The organism is Chryseobacterium amylolyticum, assembly GCF_051011775.1.
Lineage (GTDB): Bacteria > Bacteroidota > Bacteroidia > Flavobacteriales > Weeksellaceae > Chryseobacterium.
This window is the reverse complement of the sequence record NZ_JBPCHX010000001.1, coordinates 626,372-647,291: the sequence shown is the minus strand read 5'-3', so window position 1 is coordinate 647,291 and position 20,920 is coordinate 626,372. Positions and strand designations below refer to the sequence as shown.

The window sequence follows — 20,920 nt, the reverse complement described above, 5'->3', positions numbered from 1 at the left end:
ATTTACTTCCTATTTATCAAAGCTTCGTAAATCACATATCTCAAATATTCTGAGGCTTCTATATCTTCATTCGCTAAGACTTGAATATTATTGAAAACATTTAAAAGATCGATAATGTTTTTAGTTGTTGTTTTTGTCAATTCATTCAAAATAGATGCTTTGAATCTCTTGATATCATCATTTTTGGCATTATCTATCTTTCGACGCACAAGAAATTTTATTTGCTCTGTATTCTTAATATTTTTTATCGCTTTTATATCTTCGTAAAGCTCATTATGGACTTTATCTACATTTTCAAAATCAGTTAAACTCTTTAATCCATTGTTAGGTTTTTGATTATGCTTAATAGTTAATATTTTTGATTTAACATCTTTTGGCTTGATATAAATTTCATTTTTTTGCTTGTTGTTATCATAGCTAATCGTGCAGACTCCTGAAAAACGTAATGCTTCTCTTTTAATTTCATCATTTGAAATTTCAACGATATTTTTCACATAACCAATTCCTTCAAGTTCTTTTTCGCCTGTTGAATCAAAAAACATTCTGATATTTGATTCATTATACTCACATAATTTAAGAGAATAAGCAACGCCGGAGGATTTAATTTCTTTATATAGAGTTAGTAGTGCTATTACAACTGCAATTGAATTATTGTAATCAAAATAATTATCTGTAGAAACTATTGCACGCAAATAATAATTGTTATCAGGTTTGTAATGTATTAGCCTATATTTTTTGTCTTTTATTTTTTCTTCTTTTAAGAGTTCTAGATTTGCTTCTACAATTTTCTTAAATCCACTATCTATTAGCTTTTTTGCATACTTGTCCATGCTGAACAAATTACCGAAAAAATCACGTTGAGCGGAATATTTTGGATAGGTGTTTAGAGTCGTCTTATCTCCAAAGTTCTCTGGATCATTAATCTTATTAAAATTAATAGTAAAAGTATTATCTGAATAGAAAGTTATATTCTCAAGAGTTGAAATTAAATCTTTTTTGATATAATTTTTGTTTTGGATAATTTGAGAATTTACAAGTGTTTGAGCTCCTGAAATGGGAATAAATTCATCTTGTTCGAATTGTTTGTTCAATATATCTTTAATTTGATTTGCTGTTTGGTCTGTTGAAATTAATAATTTAAATAGATCTGAAACTAAAATTCCAGTATCAGATTTTGGAATGTCTAGTTTTAAAATAGAGCGTTTTTTTGTTTCCATGATTAATATTACTTAAATGTGCTATTGGTTAATTCATAATTAAAATAAAATCATTTAATAATCAAATGTATATTATGATATCAAAATTCTACTACGGTTTTCCGTAATTAACAAAAATAAAAACTGGTCGTAAATTATTGTTCAGTATTTTCACTGAATTTCGCTAAGGAATATCGATAAAATAAATTTTATAAAACAAAAAATCCCAACAATGTCGGGATTTTCCAGTCTGTCTAATATTTCGGATTTTCAGCTTTAGTTTTTATTCGTATTATAGAAAGTTTTGTTAGTTATAATACAGGGATAAATCATAGAATTAAAAGTTATCGCAACTTCTTATCGACTAAGGCGAGATACTTCATGCCAGTTTGGTCAAAAACATTTTCTGCTTTTTCAATTTTCAATGCTGAGTATATCGCATTGGCAAATCCCGGTAGCCCCCAAAGCATAGATTTTAAATTACCTGAAGCTGCAAAAGACTGAGCGCCATTGATAAAACCACAGATAGAACCAAATATAATATTTCCTATTTGGCTTTCGTTCATTTTTGCGGTCAACTCACCTTTTCTAATCACCAATTCTCTAATCTTTTCGTTAAACAAATCAGTTCCTTCTTTAACGTTGGGATCAAGCACAAGGAGTTCAACTCTATTTGTAAAGGCCTCTAACAAGTCGCCATGCTTCTCTTTAAATCGCAGCATTTTATCAAGTTTTATATCTTGTGGAAATGGGATTAACTTTTCTAAAATAGTTTCCCTTTTTTGTTGATTTTTAAGATTCTTAATACTGTAAAACCTTGGTCTTAACTCATCAGTTGTAGGAATTCTATTTGTTTTAGCACCAATCATAGTGGCCACAAATTTCATTAATTGGTCTGCTGTCTTAGTCTCTACCTCATACCAGTTACCTTCTGAACGACTTGCAAGACCTAAATTAGTAAGACTATAAAATACTTCATCATCAAATTTATCTCCGTGTATGCGGGCTGAAGAAAACTTTTGTGAATGCAACAAATTCCTTTGTAATTTACTGAAACGTTTCTGCGCTTTTTCAAGTGAACTTTTATGCTTCTCGATTTGTGTCACAAAAGGCCTGGTCACTTCCCAAGGATTATCAAACACCTCGACAGGATTTACAGGTACAACTAATGACATCCTTACCAATTCCATCATAAAAGGATCATAATGTCGCTCAGGATTCCATAGGTATTCTTGCGGTACAATCGCTGCAATATCATTGTAATAAAGAAGAGTTCTTACCGTCCAGTCATTATCAGGTACATTTATGTAAGGATAATATAAAATATCACTCATAAGTTTTTGGTTTTTAGTTTTTAAAATAATTAGGTTACTCCTTATCTAATTCGTCTCTATTTTTAGTGAAAACATCATGATGTTCATTTATTATGGTGAATAAATCCTTCATATCCCATAGGTTATTAAACATAAAGGTAGAATTATTAAATCCTGAATTGAAACGGTTATAGATGCCTTCTGCAATATCAGAAAGCTGCTTTATCTCTAAAAGACTTTCAACTTCAATTACTCCAATTTTATCTGGATCAAAGTGGGCATAATAAGAGTCACGTCTTGCTTTGATTTTTTCAACCAGCAGTTCACCTTCTTCAATTTCTTCTCTAGAAATTTTAATAGCATTTTTTATATCTGTTTTATTTTTAAAAAGATAATCATATTCACCCTTACTTCCATTTTCAAAAAGCTGTCGATTACTACTTAATATTTTTTTTAGATCTTAGTCAAAATCACTACTTTCTAACTTATTCATTAATTTTTTCAGACTTCGTTTTTCATCAGTGATAAACAGTTTAGAGAGCGTAAGTCCTGCATATGAGTAAGCTAGAGCTACATAATGACCTAAAAAATAATTAACTGGAGCAATCTTCTCTCTATTTTCATTATTTTGTTCGATAATTTCATCAATATTGGAAGTACATACAATCAAATAACGAATCATAATTCTGAAGTACTGCATGAAACTGTCCAATTCAAGCTTAGTAAAAATATTTTTCATTAAACTAAATTACAAAACTTAATTCATTCTATTTTCTGCGAGATATCTTTACGTTCTTGGAAAGAATAGGTTGTATTTTATTAAGTGGTGAAGCATTGTTAATATAACTCCTAAAGGATCTCCTAACCGCGGAAGGATTCAGGGAGTTTGTGCTGAGCTAGAGACTAATCACGGTAATTATTTACCAGTAGTCCATAAAAGCTTGTCAATTATTCTGTTTTTTGCAATCAGTTCTTTGTTACCAAGCAAAGGGAAGTCCTTCTCAATTACTGAAATCATCGGCTGGACGTAATCAAGCATTTCAGTAACTATATTTTCATTTCGATTAATAAAATTGGTAAGATTTTGATTGTAAATATCATATTTGTTTGCCTTTTGTCCAAGAGCTCTTCTTGCCCGCGAATCCATTGGGATAATTAAGCAAGGGTTATTTAAAAAAAGTATTTTAGAAGCCAAGGAAGCAACAATCTTGTTTCCTGTAAAGTCTGTTTGTGATAATTTAAGTGCGAATGCGTCAACATCACTGTTGTCACAAAGTTTGATAAAATTTGTAGTCTCCTCCAAAAGCCGGTGAATCTGACCTCCCTTTAAGTTTCTGACGATTTTATACTCAATGAGGAAAGAATAGAAGCTGCCTTTTGACCTGTTTACGTAATCAACTGATGAAAGATTTCCTCCTTTATAATTTTGAAATTGATTGATGTAATGTAGGTCACTCTTATAATATGCCAGAAAATGGCCAATTGCTTCAATTTGCTGTGTTGTCATCAATCAAATTTCTTTAATATTAAAATACTAAGTATAATACTGAACATTAATTTTAGAAATGATTTTTGGTAACTATTTCAGGTTCTTCTGGATAAGATATTGAGAATCATACAACAGCAATTAATTTAGCTGTAAATTCTTTATTTTATTAGTTCCAGACATCTTGATAATATTTCTTCATTTCTGAAAATTATTAAGTGAAGTTTTAATCTTGTTCTGGAGATGATTTGATATAGCATCTTTGTTGGATGATAATATGGTTTTTTTAAATATCCTTTTGTGGATAAAATACTGTTTTTATAATAAAAATGCTCGTCTATGACGGCTACAACATTATCAAATTCTTGTCCAATTACTCTATGCGAATTAGTCGTTTCCTGAACTAATCTAAATCTTTCATATGGTGGCGTTTTATATCCGTCAGGAGTGTAATTTATTATTTTCCAACCATTTTTTTGAAGATGAGTAAGAAGATCCAATGTTTCGTCCAAATTTTGTAGATAAGTTATTTCAATATTCGGATGTTCTCGCTTTGTAAACTCTTTATCCTTATTGAAAAGACAGTCTGTAAAATTAGAAACTTCTTTATTTGTTCTTATTTTATTTGTCAATTCAAAGGTAGGAACTGTTATTACATCTTCAATTTTTTCGACTATTTTATAATTAATTTCATTTTTACTCAGTGTTTGTTCTTCATCGTGAGATAAAATGCAATTTGATTTGTTTGCTTTAACTTCATCTATAACCTTATCAAAATAATTCGGATAAACTCTTTGCGCTTCATCAACAATCACAAGTTTATACTTTGAAAAATCTTGTGCGAAAATATATTTTGCCGAAACAATGTCCCATTTATAGTGTTCTAAAAGCTGAATATGTCCTTCGTTTAATTGTCCACAATGTATTACCAGTACATTATCGTTGGAGAAAATTTCTTTTGCGATATCATATACAAGCAATGTTTTACCTGTTCCTGCTTTACCTTTAACAGACATAATGGAAACTCTTGGTTCATTAATTTCCTTCAAAATTTCTTTTTTAATATTTTCTTGATGTGTTGTCAGAAAATATCTGCCTTTAATAAATTGATTTGTAGAATTAAAAGGAGAAACTAAGTAATTTGAAGGATTAAAAAGTGTATCAATGTTTGAAATTTTTTCTGGATTTTGAGAAGCAATAACTGTTAATAATTGTTTGATATTACTTTCAAATATCTGATTGTTAGCATCAATTGAGTAAACTTTGTTTTCTGAAGATACATAACTAAAACAATGAATTTCTCTATTCAGAAAACTAAGATAATATTTATTCTGTTCTAATTGTTTTTTTAATTTTTCAGTTGTACTTTCCCTTTTTATTTCAATATTTAGAATTATGTCTTTGTCAAATCTTAATAAATCAAATTCCTTACTTATTTGCGGAATAATATATCCCACAAAGAACATATCAAAATTTGTTATTTTTTGACTGATGGTTTTAATCGCAACAACTAATTTTGAGAGATCCTGAATTTCACTATCCTTTAACTTTGTGGAATAGTACTTTAGATAATTTTGGAAAAGGTCTGAATTTAGATTTTTATAAGAATCAATTATTGAAATCAAATTAATTTCTCTCATATTTAATATGCTTTTTTTTTGAACAGCAGCTTATCTCAGATCTATTCCTTTTTCACCTTAGTTTGTAATGAGTCAGTCATTACCCTTCTAGACAACTGCGACCTTACTCAACACCTTTTCTTATTGTCTAAAGAAAGATATGCATCTTTATTGATATTGTCAAATTATAAATTATCAATTTTAATAACATTATCATCTCCAAACAATTTTGTCACATTATTTAATGCCAGTTCACCCATTGGAGAAAGTGCCAAAACAACAAGATTCTCCTTGGCTCTTGAACACTCAACATAAAATAGATTTCTAGTTCTGAGTTTTCTTTCTACATTGGGATCGGTATCATCAAAAAAGCCTTCAAAGTTGTATCCTTCAGCTTCATTAACCCAATCTTTGTCATCAATAACTGTTAATACATTTCTATACTCTTCCCCCTTTGTTCCATGTTTTGTTGAGAACACAGTATGATTTTGAGTAAATTGAAAAAAACTAATTATTTCATTGTACGGAAGTTCCATCAATGAATCATAAAACGTTTTATTATTTGCTAGTCTAATCTTCTCTGGTCCATCCTCTAATTTATCAAAATCAGAATTAACTTGATCAATGAATTTTTGTACTGCATCGGACTTTTGTATTAATTTTCTACTTTCGACAAATTCCATAACTTCTTTCACAGATTTAGTTTCTCGGATTGTGACTAAATTATTTAAAATATCAGTGATGATTTTTTTATGTTTATGTTCCAAATGACCATCAGTGAATAGCATGCTATTTCTTTTAAAAAAACGTAATACTTCATTATAATTGGAATCTTTCCAGAATTTTATTAAATGCTCTACTCCTGTTTCTCTTTCCTGTGATGTTTTTTTATCTGTATAACCTACAAAATATTGAATTAGCGCATTTTTCCTTTTATTTAATTCATCACCAACACGTCTGGTATATCTTCTACTATAAATTCTGTATAAACTAGAGAATCCGTTTCTTTTTGCAACAGCACTGTTGACTAAAACTAATATTTTGTCATTTTTTTTATTATCCAATTGATCAAAAACCCAATTTTTTTCAGTTTTTAAAATATTAACCACTTTATCAAAATTTACATTTTTTTGTAAATCAATTTCTCTGTTATAAGCAGTTCTACTTTCGTCTTCTACTTCTCGATTATTTCTGTTAATTCTTGTTTTGATTGGTCTGTATTCGCAATAGACAAATTTGACACTTCCTTGTAATTTGGTTTGTGCCTGTTGTTCTATATTTGTTCTGAAATTATTTAAAAGATTTACTACTGCTTTCGAAGATCGGTAATTTTCTTCCTTTTTTATAATGTGCAGCTTTTGAGTATCAGAATTAATATAGTACTTTGTTAAATCGCCTACGCCGTTATTGTAAATTTTTTGATGAGAATCACCATAAAATCCTAAAGTAATTTTATCCTTATTGTTATCAAGCAATGAATCGACGAGTGCATTTATTGTTTCTGGTGCGGTATCCTGATATTCATCAATTAGTAAATAAGGAAACTTTTGTGATAAGATATTTGTTAGTAAAGGATAAGTTTGAAACATCATTTTTGATAAGACAATTACATCATCATGATGAAGCTGCCCACTTTCAAAGTCTCTAAATGCTGTATCGTTATAAACAACGGAATCAATTCCATCTAACCTTCCTAATAAATTTTCGATATATCTTGATTCTATGCCTAAGTCTATATCTATTTTATACCTGATCTCATTTAATTTACATAATTCAATTTTTAATTGCTTTTCGTACGGTTTTATACATTCCCATAAAAATTCGTGAATAGTTGAGACTAAGACTAATGGATGATTTTCCAATCGTTCGATGATCTCATTTTTCGCAACATTGGTATAAGTAATACAAATAATCTTTTGATGATTGTATTTTAAATCCTCACCCTTGTTTTCAATTAAATAATTCAGTGTTTGGATTAGAGTATAAGTTTTTCCTGAACCAGCACCAGCTTCCAATACAAAGCTTTTTCCACTATCAATATTCTGTATAATTTGTTCGATTGCTGTCATATTATTCGTCTTTTGATAACCATTCTAAACCTTCTTCAATATATTTTGGAACATTCCAGCTTAAATCTTCACTTCCAGCTTTAAAGGTCATTAAATCAAAGGCGAATTGTGATTTTTCCTCTTTTTTTGGAGATAAATCATATAAATCTAAACTGCCTTCAAAATCTATTTTTTTTAATAATTCGAATTTCGATTTCACTTCAACTTCAACCTCAAGATTTTCCGCATTCAAATCTTTAAATTTACCTTTAAAAAAAACTAAATTTCTATTAATTATAGCTTCTTCTAAACTTCTTGCTACATATAAGTTTTCGGTATTTTCAGAAATCTGATAACATACCCGAATGAATTTTCCTTCAAACTTGTCCTTCAATTCTGTTGAAATTAAATCTGCAATTGTAGTTTTTTTAGGCAACCAATTTTTCAAGGTAGCATTGGATGTCACAGAATCTGGGGTAGCCACTCTACATGCCTTTCTGTTATTTTCTAATTGAACAGAATCAATATCTGTTATCACTAATGTTTTTACCTTTATAAAATTCAGTAATTCTTTGAACTTGTGAGTATATGCTCCGCCAACCTCCAAAATAGAAATGTAGTTTTTATTTAAGTCAGGCGCAACTTTGTTAATCATCATTGGTAAAAGCATTTTCTCAGTAATACCTTCCACCATGATAACTTTATCCGCAAAGAAAATATCACATTTGTGCAGGTTAAGATATTGTTTCAAAAAGCGAAATGTTTCAGTATCACTCTTTTTATGTTTGAAGTTGTTAAAGTCATTGACCTCAAGATTCCCATCAATTTTATTAAAGTATCTGATTCTGTCAAAACCTTTTTTGAGATCAATCCCAGCTTCCGCTATAATATGGGATGAATGTGTTGTAATTATAAGCTGGATATTGATACCATTTAATTTAGCATCATTAATTTTTTTTGTGATTTGCTTAATAAAAACCTGTTGCATTTGCGGATGCATGTGTGCTTCTGGTTCTTCAATTAAAATAGCTAGAAACTCAGATTTTTTTTCTTCGCTTGAATTTTTGAATCTTTCAATAAAACTGGTTAGTTCCAGAACCATGAAAATAAGATTACTATAACCTAATCCATTATAACTTTCAGGTAAGTTAATATCATCATGCCTGTAATAATATTTAATATTATTTTTGATTACGGCTTCTGAATTAAACTCTGAATCAATTTCAATCCGAGGTATTGTTATTGGTGTAGAAGCTCCAAAATTATTCAAATCGGCAATAACATCATTAAGAACTTTCTCATATTCATTTTTTAAGTCAACAGATACTTGTTTTAAAGTTTCTTCCAGCTTTTTAACATCCTCTTTTGTTTTATCCCTCTCCCGATAATAATGGGAAAATCCGTTAGCTAATGTTTTATTTTTATCTGACTTTGTATCGTCTAGAGTTCTTGAAGCTTTTACATCTTCAAAGGAAACAATTTTTTCGATCTTCGATTTAAAATTTATCTCTATCTCTTTTTTAAAATCAGAATCTCTGTCAATAGCATAACATTTAAGTTGATAATATTTTTTAATATTTTCTTTTAACCATGAAATCAAGTCAACTTCTTTTTTCTCTCTATTTAAAAATGATGAGTATATTCCCAGTGAATTTAGAGATTCAAAACTTAATAAAATAGTTACATCGTTTCTCTTTTCATCTAAATCTGTGATAAATTCACTAAGATTAATTAAGGAATCATTTTCTATATCATATTCAAATTCTATATATAATTGAACTTTTGGAGTCTGGTTTTGAATTATTTTTTCAAAAAGGTCTTTTCTTTTCTCAGAAATCTGTTTAAAATCAATCCGATTTATGAAATCTATGATCCTTTTGAATTTCAGAATCGTGCTTAATGAAAAGTCCTCAAAAGATATTTCTTGCGAACTTTTTGTGAAAATATTTATAACTTCAAACAAAGAAGTTTTTCCTGTGTTATTTTTACCAACTATAAGAGTTATATCATCTTCGATGTTAACTGACAGATTCTCTAAAAGTCTGAAATTTTTAACTTGTAATTGTTTAATTCTCATTTTTTCAGGATGTATTAGTTTCTTTTAATAATGAATTGCACAGAAGATAACTCACTAGCTATTAGTTTATCACACTTTTAATTCTATTTTTTATACTTGTATAAATAATTTTACAGTAATTACGATTTTTCGAAAACAACAAAAATAAATAACAGGAAAAAAATCCCAATCAGTATTTTTACGTAAAACTTCTTCAAATTTTAATTTGTAGGTATTTCTAATTTTAGATAAAAACTCTGTTGTATTGAATTCATTCGATGCATTAAATTTACCTTTATCTCGTCGTCTTTGGATTCACTCATATTGTTAATACTATTTTTAAACGCTAAAATATTAAATACTTCAATAGTCTATTTACGGTAAACCGTAAAACACAAAAATCCCAACTATCGTCAGGATTTTTTCATATTTAGATTTTTGTACGTAAAATTCGAAATATCATCAGAACTTCTCATATTTGGAGGTTGATTTAAGATTCTTTATATGCTTTTTTGACTAAAACGCCTTTCCGATCTTTTCTAAATTTTAATAACTTATTTTTATCTTCAACTCTTTTGAAAAATTCTGACATAGAAATTTCGAAATAATCACAGATTGCAAATAATTTGCTGCAAGTAATATTATGGTCTGTAGAAGTGTAGCGTTCTAAAGCAAGATTTTTCCCAAATTCACTAAAGTATTCATTATTCACGTCCAATAATGCCTTACCACTTTCTTTATAGAGGTCTTTAATCACATCTGAAATTGCATCAGTTAATTCTGGAATTTTTGTTTGCTTTCTCATATTAACAAATGGAGTGATAAAAAACAATCTTAACAATTACACATGTGTAAATTTTTTTTAGTATATTCGCATTACGAAACATCAAATTTTTGATGTAATTTTGCGAAACTTCAAAGAATATTAGAAGCTATCGCTTAGAATCTCGGATAGAAAACTGGCACTTTTTAGCAACGAGACGATAAGCAGAAGGCTCACGACCATGGCGTGAGCTCTCTTATCTGTTGCAAGGTATGCCAGTACCCCTATCCAGTAAGTAGAGTTTCACGCCGTTTTTTATATCCAATGCTGTCCGCCTGCTCTACATTTCTCTAGGCCGCTTTTACTATAAAGTATAGATTAGACAAGATACAATGGGGGGTGTACAACCTATTGCGGCTTTAGAGCTTACACGTGACCTTAATTTTATTCATATTGATGGCCTTTGGGTAGGGAGGTTTTATGTATTGGTAGAACTTCCTGCCTTCTGCTATTAAAAAATTATGTAAACTGAACCATTGAAAAACAACAGAATTGACTTTGAGGCCAGGTTTTGGTCCGGGAGTGATACGTATTCCGGGTTGGGGCTTATTGAAACCTTTTTCCAGTTCAATGAGCTGGCGACCGCTAAGGAAATGCTCCATAATATTATGATCTGTGCGGCAAAAAAGAAATGCGTGATCAAAGAAGATCATTCGGCAGTCTTTCACTTTCATCAGGCCCTGCGCTCATTTGTGCGTGCTTGTTATGTGCTGGGTTTAAAGCAAGAGAAATCTTATGTGAAGGTATATGCTGAAAATAATGCTCCTCCGATAACAGGGGCGCTTTCTGATCAGGAGTACCGTAATCCGTTCCTTGTATTCCAAAAAGCTTTTGCAGAATACAGCCTCAAAGATTTTGAGTATTATATCTCGGTCTCGGTGTATTTCTCACTGGGCGTTTATGCGCACTCGGCCGAGAGTAAGATCCTAGGTCCCTGTATCCATCTAACCAAAATGCTGGATGCCGCATTCCTGATTCTGGAAAGGGGAAGGAAAAAAAGAGATAATTCTTATAAAAAAAAGCAGAGAATGAAAAAAAGGATGACCGTATGATGAAAGTATTTAGAATACCATAAAAATCAAATAAAAAGCCCTTTCCGCAAAGTTGACGCCGCGCAGGAAAGAGCAAAGTCTAATAAATTAAACTATAACAAAAGTATGAAAAAAAACTTTTGCAGCCTGGGTCATATCCAAATGGCTCTTGGCTTAACATTGCTCGTCTCAGGCGTGGCAATAGGGCAGATGCGTGTGGTCACAGGCACTGTCACGGAACAGAGCAGACCTATTACCGGTGTTTCGGTATTTCAGCAGGGCAGCAGTGCTGTTACGCTCACTGGCAGTTCCGGAACATACAGCGTGCAGGTGACGGGAGAAAACCCTGTCCTGATCTTTCGGCATCCGGATTATCCTGAACGAAAGGTAATGCCTGGGAACAGGGATACTCTGAACGTTTCGCTAGGTAAGGAGAAGGAGATCGAGGAGGTGGTGCTGAATGCAGGGTACTATAAGGTCCGTGACAAAGAGCGGACTGGAAGCATTGTGCGGGTTTCCGCAAAAGAGATCGAAAACCAGCCTGTTGCAAATGTGCTTTCTACGGTGCAGGGAAGGATGAGCGGGGTGTCGATCACGCAGAACTCGGGAACGCCGGGAGGAGGTTTTGATATCCAGATTAGGGGGAAGAACAGTATCCGTAGGGAAGGGAATGAGCCCCTGTACATTATTGACGGTGTGCCGATCCTATCTGAATCGCCGTCTGTGTACAGTGCAACGGTTTTACCTTATGGTTCCGTGAGCCCTCTTAATGCGATCAATCCTAATGATATTGAGAGCTTTGAGGTGTTGAAGGATGCTGATGCTACGGCGATCTACGGGAGCCGTGGCGCGAACGGGGTGATCATTGTAACCACTAAAAGAGGCAGGAAGGGCAGGACGGAACTGAAGCTTAATACCTCTTATTCGCTTAGTACGGTGGCCAATCGTCTGAAAATGATGAATACTTCTGAGTATCTCGGCATGAGGAGGCAGGCCTTCCAGAATGACGGGATCACTGCAATTCCTGCTAATGCCTATGATCTCAATACGTGGAGGCAGGAGAGGAATACAGACTGGCAGAAAGTATTGATAGGAAATACGGCTGATGCCTCGGTGGTACAGCTTTCCTTGAGCGGCGGTTCTGAAAACACATCTTATCTTATCAGCTATGGTCATCTTGAACAGGGAACGGTATTACCTGCCGGATTTCGGTACAGGACCAATAATCTTACAGGGAATTTCAGCTACAGGAGTCCTGACCGTAAGCTGGAGGTCAATCTAAACAACACGGTCTCATTTCAGGATAATAATGTCGTGAATGATGATCTGACCAAGCGCAGCCTTACCCTGAGTCCCAATGCGCCTGCTTTGTATAATGCTGATGGGTCTCTGAACTGGGAGAACAATTCATTTACCAATCCTGTGGCGTCATTCGTGAGCGAATACCTCAATACCTCAAGCTTTATCAATACAGGGACCCAATTGTCTTATCGGTTGTTCCCGTTCCTGTCTGTGAAGTTTAACGGCGGGCTGACCTTTAATAATTTTGAGGAATATTCTCTCAAGCCTCATACGATGTACAATCCTTCATTCGGTTTGAACAGCTCGACTTCCAATTCCTCGAAAAACAACAGCTCTGCTTTTTCCTATATCCTGGAACCGCAGATCGTGGGAGAGTATCATGCAGGTCGGCACAGTTTTGAAATGCTGATCGGCGCGACATTGCAGCAGTCGGAGACCAAATCGGGAACCATACAGGGGTACGGCTTTGAGAGCAATGCCCTCATCCGAAATATTGCAGCGGCTAAGACCAAGGTGATCGGTGACCAGGTGAATAACCAGTATAACTATACGGCTGTTTTTGCGAGGCTCAATTATAAATACCTGAAAAGGTACATCGTGAATGTGACCGGAAGAAGGGATGGCTCAAGCCGTTTCGGACCGAACAACCGTTTCGGGAATTTCGGGGCGTTGGGTGCTGCCTGGCTGATGTCTGAAGAGCCGTGGATGAAAAATATCTCATGGCTGAGCCTGGCCAAGATCAGGGGGAGCATCGGGACCTCCGGAAATGACAGGATCGGGGATTACCAGTATCTTGACACCTACACGGTCTCTACCAATATTTACAATAACACGACGGGGCTTAATCCCTCCAGGCTGTATAATCCTGACTTCAGCTGGGAGAAGACCTTGAAAAAGGAGGTAGCGGCTGAGTTTTCATTGTTCAGGAACCGATGGAATCTTTCGGCAGCCTATTATGAAAATACGTCATCCAACCAGCTGGTTGGTATTCCTCTGCCTGCAACAACAGGGTTTCCAAGTATACAGTCCAATCTTCCGGCAAAGGTCAGAAATACAGGCTGGGAGCTGGAAACTTCTGTTCAGGTGCTGAGGAACTCGAAGCTGAGGTACGACACTTCATTCAATATATCAATCCCCGATAACAGGCTGACGGAGTTTCCGAATCTTGAAGGTTCTACCTATGCGAACCAGTATATGATCGGCTATCCGACATCACTGGTAAAGGTCTATCAGTACGAGGGCATCAATCCGCAGACGGGGCTTTACCAATTTACTGATTATAACGGTGACGGAAAGATATCTTCCCCTGATGACAATAAGGTGATCGAGAGGATCGGAATGCGCTTTTTCGGAGGCTGGTCAAATACCTTAAGTTATGGCCCGTGGTCAGCATCGTTCCTGTGGTATTTCGTGAAGCAGCGAAGCTGGAACTACAATAAGCAGATGGTCATTCCGGGTTCGATGAACAATCAGCCTGTTGAGGTTTTGGATGTTTGGTCTTCTTCCAATCCTTCGGGAACTTATATGCCGTACAGTTCAGGGAATGTGGCGGCAAAAACCTCTGCACATTCATTATTTCAGAATTCTACGGCAGCGATCGGGGATGCTTCGTTTATCCGGCTGAAAAATGTACAGCTTAGCTACAGGATCCCTGTGAGGGAGTTCGGGATCAGGGAGGCGATGATCTATGTGCAGGGACAGAACCTGCTGACGATTACCAAATACTTTGGTCTGGACCCTGAATTTGTGCTGAATGGATTTTTACCGCCATTGAAAACATATTCTGTAGGCTTTCAGATTACCTTTTGATAGACCCCTCGAAATGGTCAACTATAATTTAAAATTAAAATCATGGCAAAAAATATAAAATACTTTATAACAGGGTGTCTGTTCACGGCTGTTTTACTTTCTGCGGTCTCGTGCGAAAAATTTATTGAAACGGATTTTCCTTCCAACCAGATCCCCACCAAGCTGGTATTTGAGGATGAGCAGACTGCGGATGCTGCTCTGGCAGGTCTCTATGCCGGCCTTTGGACGAACTCGATGTTTTCGGGAGGCATTGATGGGATGGGTGCGCTGCTGGGTACTTACACAGATGATCTTAGCTGTGTCTATACCAGTACGTCCAATGGCGTGCTTGATCTCTACAATAACCAGCAGATTCCTACCAATACGGCAATTACGACATTCTGGACGAACGCTTACCAGCAGATCTATGCAGCGAACAGCATTATGGAAGGTGCCGGGAGTTCACAAGCACTTTCTGTCTCCGTTAGGGAGCGGATCAGGGGAGAGGCATTGTTTGTACGGTCGATATTGTATTTGCAGCTCTATCAGATCTTCGGTGAGATTCCTTACACGGATACCACCGACTATATGGTCAACAGTAAACTAAGCAGAATGCCTAAGGATCAGCTGTTGCAAAGGGTAGAGACGGATCTTTCAGAGGCAGTTAATCTTCTTCCCTCAGCCTATAAGAATGCGGAAAGGATCTATCCGAATAAATATGCGGGCTATATGGCACTGGCCAAAATGAAGATGCTGCTGAAAAAGTGGAATGAGGCAGAGGTCTTATGCTCTGAAATTATGCAGAATCCTGCCTACAGTTATCAGAGCGATATCTCAAAAGTATTTCAGAAGAACGGGTCCCACATCATCTGGCAGCTTAAGCCGAAGAATAATAATGATGCCACCAAAGAAGCCTCCTTATACACTTTCACGGGAGCTCCGACATCATTTGTACTTAGACCTGATCTGGTCAGCTTATTTTCGACGGCAGACCTGCGCCGTCAGAACTATATGGCAGCAGTCCCTTTCGGACAGCAGACCAATTACCGTTCTGCAAAATATAAGAATCTCTCGGTCAATAATCCTACTGAATATTCGGTGATCTACCGGCTGGATGAGGTCTGTTTGATGCAGGCAGAAGTTCTTACTGAACTTAATAGGGCTTCGGAAGCCATCCCGCTGATCAACAGATCAAGACAGCGGGCAGGTCTTCCTGCGTTGAGCAGCACATTATCTGGAAATGACGTCAGGATCCAGATGCGGGAAGAAAAAAGGAGAGAATTCTTTACGGAGCACGGCATCCGTTTTTTTGATCTCAAACGATGGGGACTGCTGGACCAGCTTACGTTGCTAAAGCCGAATTGGAAAAGCTTTCACGCGCAATGGCCACTTCCGCAGAAAGAATTGCTTCTGAATCCAAAGCTTAATCCTCAGAATACCGGTTACTAAACATTGCTTTTATGAATAGTTTTTTATGTAAGTTGATCTACATCCTTATGATGTTGTTGGGAATGTTCATCATCAGGTATCAATTGGTCATCTACGCACAGACACCGAGACCGGAGCTTGAAAAATTAGCGAAGGATACAGTGGAACCTTTGGTCATGCAAATGTCTCCGGATGGAAAATATGTGCTGATGTTTGAGATCAATGAAGACTCTAAAGTAAGTCTTATCATTTCTGAAACACAGAAACCTTTCAGAAAGATCCGCAAGACCGATGTGTCAAAGAATTTCTTTTTGCGCAATGATATATTGGTTCTTCAGGTAGGGAGTGTCTTTCAGAAGATCGATCTAAAGTCTCAGAAGGAATCTGTAATACAAAACATCAAAAGCATTGATTTTTTAGAGGGTGAAAGACAGCTATTGATTCATTATGACAGCAGTAAAAACAATATGCTGGAGATTTATGATGATCGCTTTATTTTGAGACAGCGAATTGAATCAGTCTTACGATGGCAGAAAACAGGAGGAGATCTGATAATTTTTGAGAATAAGGGCGAAATGAAAAATTTATTGAAGGTCAGTTCAGATGGCCGTTCATATAGAACAATTTGGTCATCGGAAGATGAAGTTTATCAGTTATCAAAATCTGACACCGAAAAAGAGGGTTATGTGGTTTCTGTTTCAGCGGCAAAAGGATTGAAAACTTATTTTGTGGGTTCTGATCTGAGTATAGTGGAACTGGATGATCCCTCGATCAGTAAATATACCCAGATCACCGTTAAGAAGTCGTCTGATTCAAACGCTGTTTTCCTGACGCTCAGCGATAGGCTTCCTATAGATGATAAGACGGTAAGTATCTGGTATGGTAAGGAACAAGATCTTAGCAATTATTTTTATGGAGAACGACCAAGCGTTGATCTATTATGGTATCCTAAGGAGCGGAAGGTAGTCAAATTGGATTCCGGTTACAGTGGGTATACAGGTATTGGCAGGACAAATCTATTTTTAAGAAAAAAGGTGGACAAAGAAAAAATAGATGTTATAGAAGGCGCTGATAAGGTCGATCATTATGAGATGCATTTATGGAATTCGTTATCAGGAGAAGATCAAATACTTGAGAAAGATGGGGATGTGATGTATTTTGATAAAGAAGGGAATTTTATTCTTAGGTATGTCAAGGCTAACTGGAAACTTTTGGACACCAGAACAATGACGGATAAAGTTATAGGCATGCCATCCAAAGCAGTTCCTTACTTTAGTTCGTCAGGAACAATTTTATGGTCTTCAAAAGGTGAATTATGGGAGCTGAATATAAATGACCTTCAAAAGAAAAAAATAATGTCCGTCGATGCGGATAGCATTGAGGTTATCAACGTAGTGAAAAAATCGACCGAAGCAGGTTTTCACAGAAAGTATTACTATTTGGATGATCCTTATCTACTAATTGCTGCACATCACTATAGCGATCTCAGATCGACCTACTATATGTTGGATCAGGGCAAGAAGTCTGTCATTATTCAAGAGAGCACAGATCGAATCAAACATCTTCAGTCAAGTAATGATGGTAAAAATTTTATATGGACTGAAGAGAATTACAATAAAGCGCCAGTGGTAATGACGAAAATAGAATCTTCAGCTTCCAGAACAGTTTATCAATATAATGCTCAGGATAAAGGAGCTAAAAAAATTACTAAAAAACAGTTGTACTATAAAGGTGTCAACAATAAAGATCTTCAGGCAAGTCTGTTTCTACCTGCAAATTTTGACTCGGAAAAAAAATATCCTGTCGTATTATGGATCTACGAAAAGCAGCAGGAGTTTACCGATAAATATTTAGTGCCAACGTTCAAAAACAGACGTGGTTTTAATGCCAGGTTATTGTTGGAATCTGGATATATGGTGCTGATTCCGGATATCAACTATGGTAATAAAGGAGCAGGACTGTCAGCCTTACAGTGTATAAACAATGCTTTGGATGAGCTTGCGAAATTGGAGCAGGTCGATACGAAAAAGATTGCACTAATGGGGCAGTCGTTTGGTGGCTATGAGACCAATTTCATTGCTACACACAGCAATCGTTTTGCGGCATATATTTCGGGGGCATCTCCGTCTGACATTGTTCATATGGCCTATTCATTCAACTACAATTTCAAATCACCAGACTATTATCGTATTGAAGGTGGCCAATTTAGAATGGGTGAAAGTTTTGAGAGTAATAATCAGAAATATTTTGATAACAATCCTTTATATCACGCATCAAAAGTGACTGCGCCGATGCTTTTATGGACAGGTACCGAGGATAAGAATGTTGATCGGGAGGAGACTAGAACATTTTTCAGTGCACTAAGGAAATACAGGAAAACAGTTATTGCATTGTTTTATGCAGGCGAAGGGCACACCATAACGCAATATCCTGCACAAAAGGACTACACATTAAGAATGCTGGATTGGTTCGAATATTTTTTAAAGAATAAAGGAAATATCCCTTGGATAGATAAACAAATGAAGGATGCTTATTAGCATCCTTCACCTTTTAAAAATTATTCGATCTCAAACAGCTGATCTCCGCAAGAAGTCCCGTCAATGTTCTTGGATAGATTGTGTGTTCCGGAAGCATCGCTGTAGGTACAGACTTCTCCTTGAATATCGGTACACATTTTTTCCGTCAGAACACATCTTTGTCCGACAGGTGCTGAAGGATCAAAACGATAGCCTTGGAAATCTGTTTTTACTGACTTGAATGCTGTTGTAGCATACGCACTTCCGGCACCCATCAATAGGACTGCTACGGGCAATGCGATTTTTCTTAAATTTTTCATAATGCTTGAAATTTGTTATTGGTGCCTACTCTTGGTCAGGGTTTTCGGCTTTCCCCTTTCATGAAATGCCTGGTAAGGTTCTGCGCAAAACGATACCTGATAATCTCATTTCCGACCAATACAAAAAGATGATCTCCTGAGATCTCTAATTGTATCTTCTTGATTTTTTTAGGTTTTGGAAGATAAAAGCTGCCTATATAATTCTGCTCAGTAATTGAATAAATGTCAATGACTGCGTTGTTTTCCCAGTTCTTGCTGTTTTCGTATCTGCCCATCAGATTGGATTGGTTAAACAACAAGCCGTATTTGACGGTTGATGTGATATTGACCTTAAGTGGAGGCTTATTCATCTTTCTTCTTCCATCGCTTAGTTCAGCAACATCAATTTGAGGGCGGCTGATGGTATCAATGGTTTTAAAATCACCTTTTATATTAAGGCCCTTATCCAGAATCAAAAACTGATTTTTATAATAATGAACATAGACCAGACTTTGGTTGTCACGATCAGAATGCATCAGTCCGTCTGTATCAAAAACCCCGTCTTTATATGTCTTTAAAAGATCTGTTTTTAATTGAAGAGGATTTTCTTTTTCAGGAGATAAAATCCCTAACGACTGTTTTTTCAAAGGTGCATAGTAGGTGCTGAAAGCAAAAGAGTGCTGATCCCAATTGACGAGTTGACTAAAATAGGCTTGAGATCTGCTGTAAGTACTCACTTTTTCATTTCCCAGCAAACCTTTGTAAATGACAGGAACGGTTCCGTCATAAAGATAATAATAGGGTGCATTGATCTGTATCAAAGCCCGTTTAAAGCTGAAATCAAAACGATCCGGAACGATTTTCTTTTCATTCATCTCTTTTAGTTCTGCATCTAAAGAAATCAGCGAGAAAGGAGTGGTGTAGTTACCGAGATACACGGAGTCTTTCGTTGAGCCTGCGAAATAAAAAGAATTGACCTGGAGATCATACCTCTTTTCCTCTATTACAGGATGTTCCAGAAATTTTCTGATGAAAGGATTCTCTTTCTTGATCAAATAGTCGGAGCGATGGTATAATGCAATGATCATTGCGGTACTTGCAAAAGATAGGAGAAGTTGGAGCAAAGCTGTCGTAATTATTTTTTTTCCTCTCTGAACGGCATGTGCCAAAATTGCAAAAGAAGAAATTAGAACCGTCGCGAAGTTGAAAATGAGATGGGTTCTCCATCCCATTTTTTCCAATATCCCACCGCAGGAGCAAGGTACATTTTCGCTATAGTTTAAAATGACATAAATGTAGACCGTAAATGAGACCATCAGAAAAAAAGAAGAGTACAATCCGATGATCCTTGTTCTTTCAATAATAAGCAGAATACAAACAAGCAGTTCTACAATCAGCACACCGTAAGAAATCAATCCTGCAACTGAACTGAAAATAGGAGACTGTGCGATCTGTACCTGAAAATTCTCAAAATCCATGATCTTGCTGACACTGGCGTAACAGAACAGCAGTATGAAAAAATAGCTCGTGAATTCAACGAATCTTGTTTTTATAGTCTTCATAGTACTGATTTTTATCCTTTCCTAACTAAGGTCCATTTTACTTTTCTGCCACAATACAATGGCATTAATTCCCCTTTGGAAACGTAAGCTGTTGTGCTGATACGATCCTTGATTTCAAACTCACCGCTGATAGTACAAATCCTTCCTGATTGAATGATGATCTCCTTTATTTTTTGATCTTCATTTTTAGGTGATTCGTTCATCATCTCACGGTATCAATATGAACCCGCCAATGTGATTTATCCTTTCGTTTTTTCTTTCGTTCATAGGAAGATGAGTTTTCTTTAATACCAGTTTCTGCAGACCTGGCAACTGAAATATTATCGACATGCTTCTGAGATGGGATTTCGTAGTCGGTGCTATAATTGGCATCTGATCGATCGCATGACTGCAGAATCCCTATTGCACCAAAAATTAATATTGAGATATACTTTTTCATAGAATTATAGAATT

16 protein-coding genes are annotated in these 20,920 nt (G+C 35.4%); 5 read left to right on the top strand and 11 right to left on the bottom strand.

Annotation, left to right across the window (positions count from 1 at the left end; genetic code table 11):
• Positions 1-2: 2 nt before the first annotated feature.
• The 8 genes from ACR1PO_RS02890 to ACR1PO_RS02855 all read right to left on the bottom strand — a co-directional run bounded on the left by ACR1PO_RS02890 (position 3) and on the right by ACR1PO_RS02855 (position 10,523).
• Complete coding sequence (locus ACR1PO_RS02890) at positions 3-1,217, bottom strand: hypothetical protein (RefSeq protein ID WP_433985761.1); 1,215 nt, start codon at positions 1,215-1,217, stop codon at positions 3-5.
• A gap of 323 nt (positions 1,218-1,540) precedes the next feature.
• Positions 1,541-2,530: a kinase gene (locus ACR1PO_RS02885; RefSeq protein ID WP_433985760.1), complete on the bottom strand. Its 990-nt coding sequence runs from the start codon at positions 2,528-2,530 to the stop codon at positions 1,541-1,543.
• A gap of 439 nt (positions 2,531-2,969) precedes the next feature.
• A complete protein-coding gene (locus ACR1PO_RS02880) occupies positions 2,970-3,248 on the bottom strand; it encodes a hypothetical protein (RefSeq protein WP_433985759.1) in 279 nt (92 codons plus the stop codon).
• 177 nt (positions 3,249-3,425) lie between these two features.
• A complete protein-coding gene (locus ACR1PO_RS02875; protein WP_433985758.1) occupies positions 3,426-4,019 on the bottom strand; it encodes a hypothetical protein in 594 nt (197 codons plus the stop codon).
• 137 nt (positions 4,020-4,156) lie between these two features.
• Positions 4,157-5,635 (bottom strand): DNA/RNA helicase domain-containing protein, encoded by a 1,479-nt coding sequence (locus ACR1PO_RS02870; RefSeq protein ID WP_433985757.1) that lies wholly within the window; start codon positions 5,633-5,635, stop codon positions 4,157-4,159.
• Positions 5,636-5,799: 164 nt separating this feature from the next.
• Positions 5,800-7,683: a UvrD-helicase domain-containing protein gene (locus ACR1PO_RS02865; RefSeq protein WP_433985756.1), complete on the bottom strand. Its 1,884-nt coding sequence runs from the start codon at positions 7,681-7,683 to the stop codon at positions 5,800-5,802.
• A 1-nt stretch (position 7,684) separates the two neighbouring features.
• The gene (locus ACR1PO_RS02860) at positions 7,685-9,739 is read right to left on the bottom strand and encodes an AAA family ATPase (RefSeq protein WP_433985755.1); all 2,055 of its coding nucleotides are present in this window, start codon (positions 9,737-9,739) and stop codon (positions 7,685-7,687) included.
• 469 nt (positions 9,740-10,208) lie between these two features.
• The gene (locus ACR1PO_RS02855) at positions 10,209-10,523 is read right to left on the bottom strand and encodes a hypothetical protein (RefSeq protein ID WP_433985754.1); all 315 of its coding nucleotides are present in this window, start codon (positions 10,521-10,523) and stop codon (positions 10,209-10,211) included.
• Between the two features lie 350 nt (positions 10,524-10,873).
• On the opposite strand from ACR1PO_RS02855, the gene ACR1PO_RS02850 reads away from it, so the two are divergent.
• From ACR1PO_RS02850 to ACR1PO_RS02830, 5 genes are all read left to right on the top strand, one after another.
• Positions 10,874-10,996, top strand: coding sequence for a hypothetical protein (locus ACR1PO_RS02850; protein WP_433985753.1), 123 nt, complete (start codon positions 10,874-10,876; stop codon positions 10,994-10,996).
• A gap of 21 nt (positions 10,997-11,017) precedes the next feature.
• The gene (locus ACR1PO_RS02845; protein ID WP_433985752.1) at positions 11,018-11,593 is read left to right on the top strand and encodes a hypothetical protein; all 576 of its coding nucleotides are present in this window, start codon (positions 11,018-11,020) and stop codon (positions 11,591-11,593) included.
• 105 nt (positions 11,594-11,698) lie between these two features.
• Positions 11,699-14,683, top strand: coding sequence for a SusC/RagA family TonB-linked outer membrane protein (locus ACR1PO_RS02840; protein WP_433985751.1), 2,985 nt, complete (start codon positions 11,699-11,701; stop codon positions 14,681-14,683).
• Positions 14,684-14,725: 42 nt separating this feature from the next.
• Positions 14,726-16,111 carry a RagB/SusD family nutrient uptake outer membrane protein gene (locus ACR1PO_RS02835; RefSeq protein WP_433985750.1) on the top strand — a complete coding sequence of 462 codons (1,386 nt, stop codon included), beginning with the start codon at positions 14,726-14,728 and terminating at the stop codon, positions 16,109-16,111.
• Positions 16,112-16,122: 11 nt separating this feature from the next.
• Entirely contained in the window at positions 16,123-18,627 is a 2,505-nt protein-coding gene (locus tag ACR1PO_RS02830) for an alpha/beta hydrolase family protein (protein WP_433985749.1), read from the top strand.
• A 20-nt stretch (positions 18,628-18,647) separates the two neighbouring features.
• On the opposite strand, the gene ACR1PO_RS02825 is transcribed toward ACR1PO_RS02830, so the two are convergent.
• Genes ACR1PO_RS02825 through ACR1PO_RS02815 form a run of 3 tightly spaced genes read right to left on the bottom strand, consistent with a single transcriptional unit; the run spans position 18,648 to position 20,673 of the window.
• Positions 18,648-18,926 carry a DUF6520 family protein gene (locus ACR1PO_RS02825; RefSeq protein WP_433985748.1) on the bottom strand — a complete coding sequence of 93 codons (279 nt, stop codon included), beginning with the start codon at positions 18,924-18,926 and terminating at the stop codon, positions 18,648-18,650.
• A gap of 35 nt (positions 18,927-18,961) precedes the next feature.
• Positions 18,962-20,467 carry a MauE/DoxX family redox-associated membrane protein gene (locus ACR1PO_RS02820; protein ID WP_433985747.1) on the bottom strand — a complete coding sequence of 502 codons (1,506 nt, stop codon included), beginning with the start codon at positions 20,465-20,467 and terminating at the stop codon, positions 18,962-18,964.
• Between the two features lie 11 nt (positions 20,468-20,478).
• The gene (locus ACR1PO_RS02815) at positions 20,479-20,673 is read right to left on the bottom strand and encodes a hypothetical protein (protein ID WP_433985746.1); all 195 of its coding nucleotides are present in this window, start codon (positions 20,671-20,673) and stop codon (positions 20,479-20,481) included.
• Positions 20,674-20,920: the final 247 nt, after the last annotated feature.

Coding starts and splice junctions, on each gene's coding strand:
- ACR1PO_RS02890 (WP_433985761.1), bottom strand. CDS start 1,217: ATGGAAACAAAAAAACGCTCTATTTTAAAACTAGACATTCCAAAATCT.
- ACR1PO_RS02885 (WP_433985760.1), bottom strand. CDS start 2,530: ATGAGTGATATTTTATATTATCCTTACATAAATGTACCTGATAATGAC.
- ACR1PO_RS02880 (WP_433985759.1), bottom strand. CDS start 3,248: ATGAAAAATATTTTTACTAAGCTTGAATTGGACAGTTTCATGCAGTAC.
- ACR1PO_RS02870 (WP_433985757.1), bottom strand. CDS start 5,635: ATGAGAGAAATTAATTTGATTTCAATAATTGATTCTTATAAAAATCTA.
- ACR1PO_RS02865 (WP_433985756.1), bottom strand. CDS start 7,683: ATGACAGCAATCGAACAAATTATACAGAATATTGATAGTGGAAAAAGC.
- ACR1PO_RS02860 (WP_433985755.1), bottom strand. CDS start 9,739: ATGAGAATTAAACAATTACAAGTTAAAAATTTCAGACTTTTAGAGAAT.
- ACR1PO_RS02855 (WP_433985754.1), bottom strand. CDS start 10,523: ATGAGAAAGCAAACAAAAATTCCAGAATTAACTGATGCAATTTCAGAT.
- ACR1PO_RS02850 (WP_433985753.1), top strand. CDS start 10,874: ATGGGGGGTGTACAACCTATTGCGGCTTTAGAGCTTACACGTGACCTT.
- ACR1PO_RS02840 (WP_433985751.1), top strand. CDS start 11,699: ATGAAAAAAAACTTTTGCAGCCTGGGTCATATCCAAATGGCTCTTGGC.
- ACR1PO_RS02835 (WP_433985750.1), top strand. CDS start 14,726: ATGGCAAAAAATATAAAATACTTTATAACAGGGTGTCTGTTCACGGCT.
- ACR1PO_RS02830 (WP_433985749.1), top strand. CDS start 16,123: ATGAATAGTTTTTTATGTAAGTTGATCTACATCCTTATGATGTTGTTG.
- ACR1PO_RS02825 (WP_433985748.1), bottom strand. CDS start 18,926: ATGAAAAATTTAAGAAAAATCGCATTGCCCGTAGCAGTCCTATTGATG.
- ACR1PO_RS02820 (WP_433985747.1), bottom strand. CDS start 20,467: ATGAAGACTATAAAAACAAGATTCGTTGAATTCACGAGCTATTTTTTC.
- ACR1PO_RS02815 (WP_433985746.1), bottom strand. CDS start 20,673: ATGATGAACGAATCACCTAAAAATGAAGATCAAAAAATAAAGGAGATC.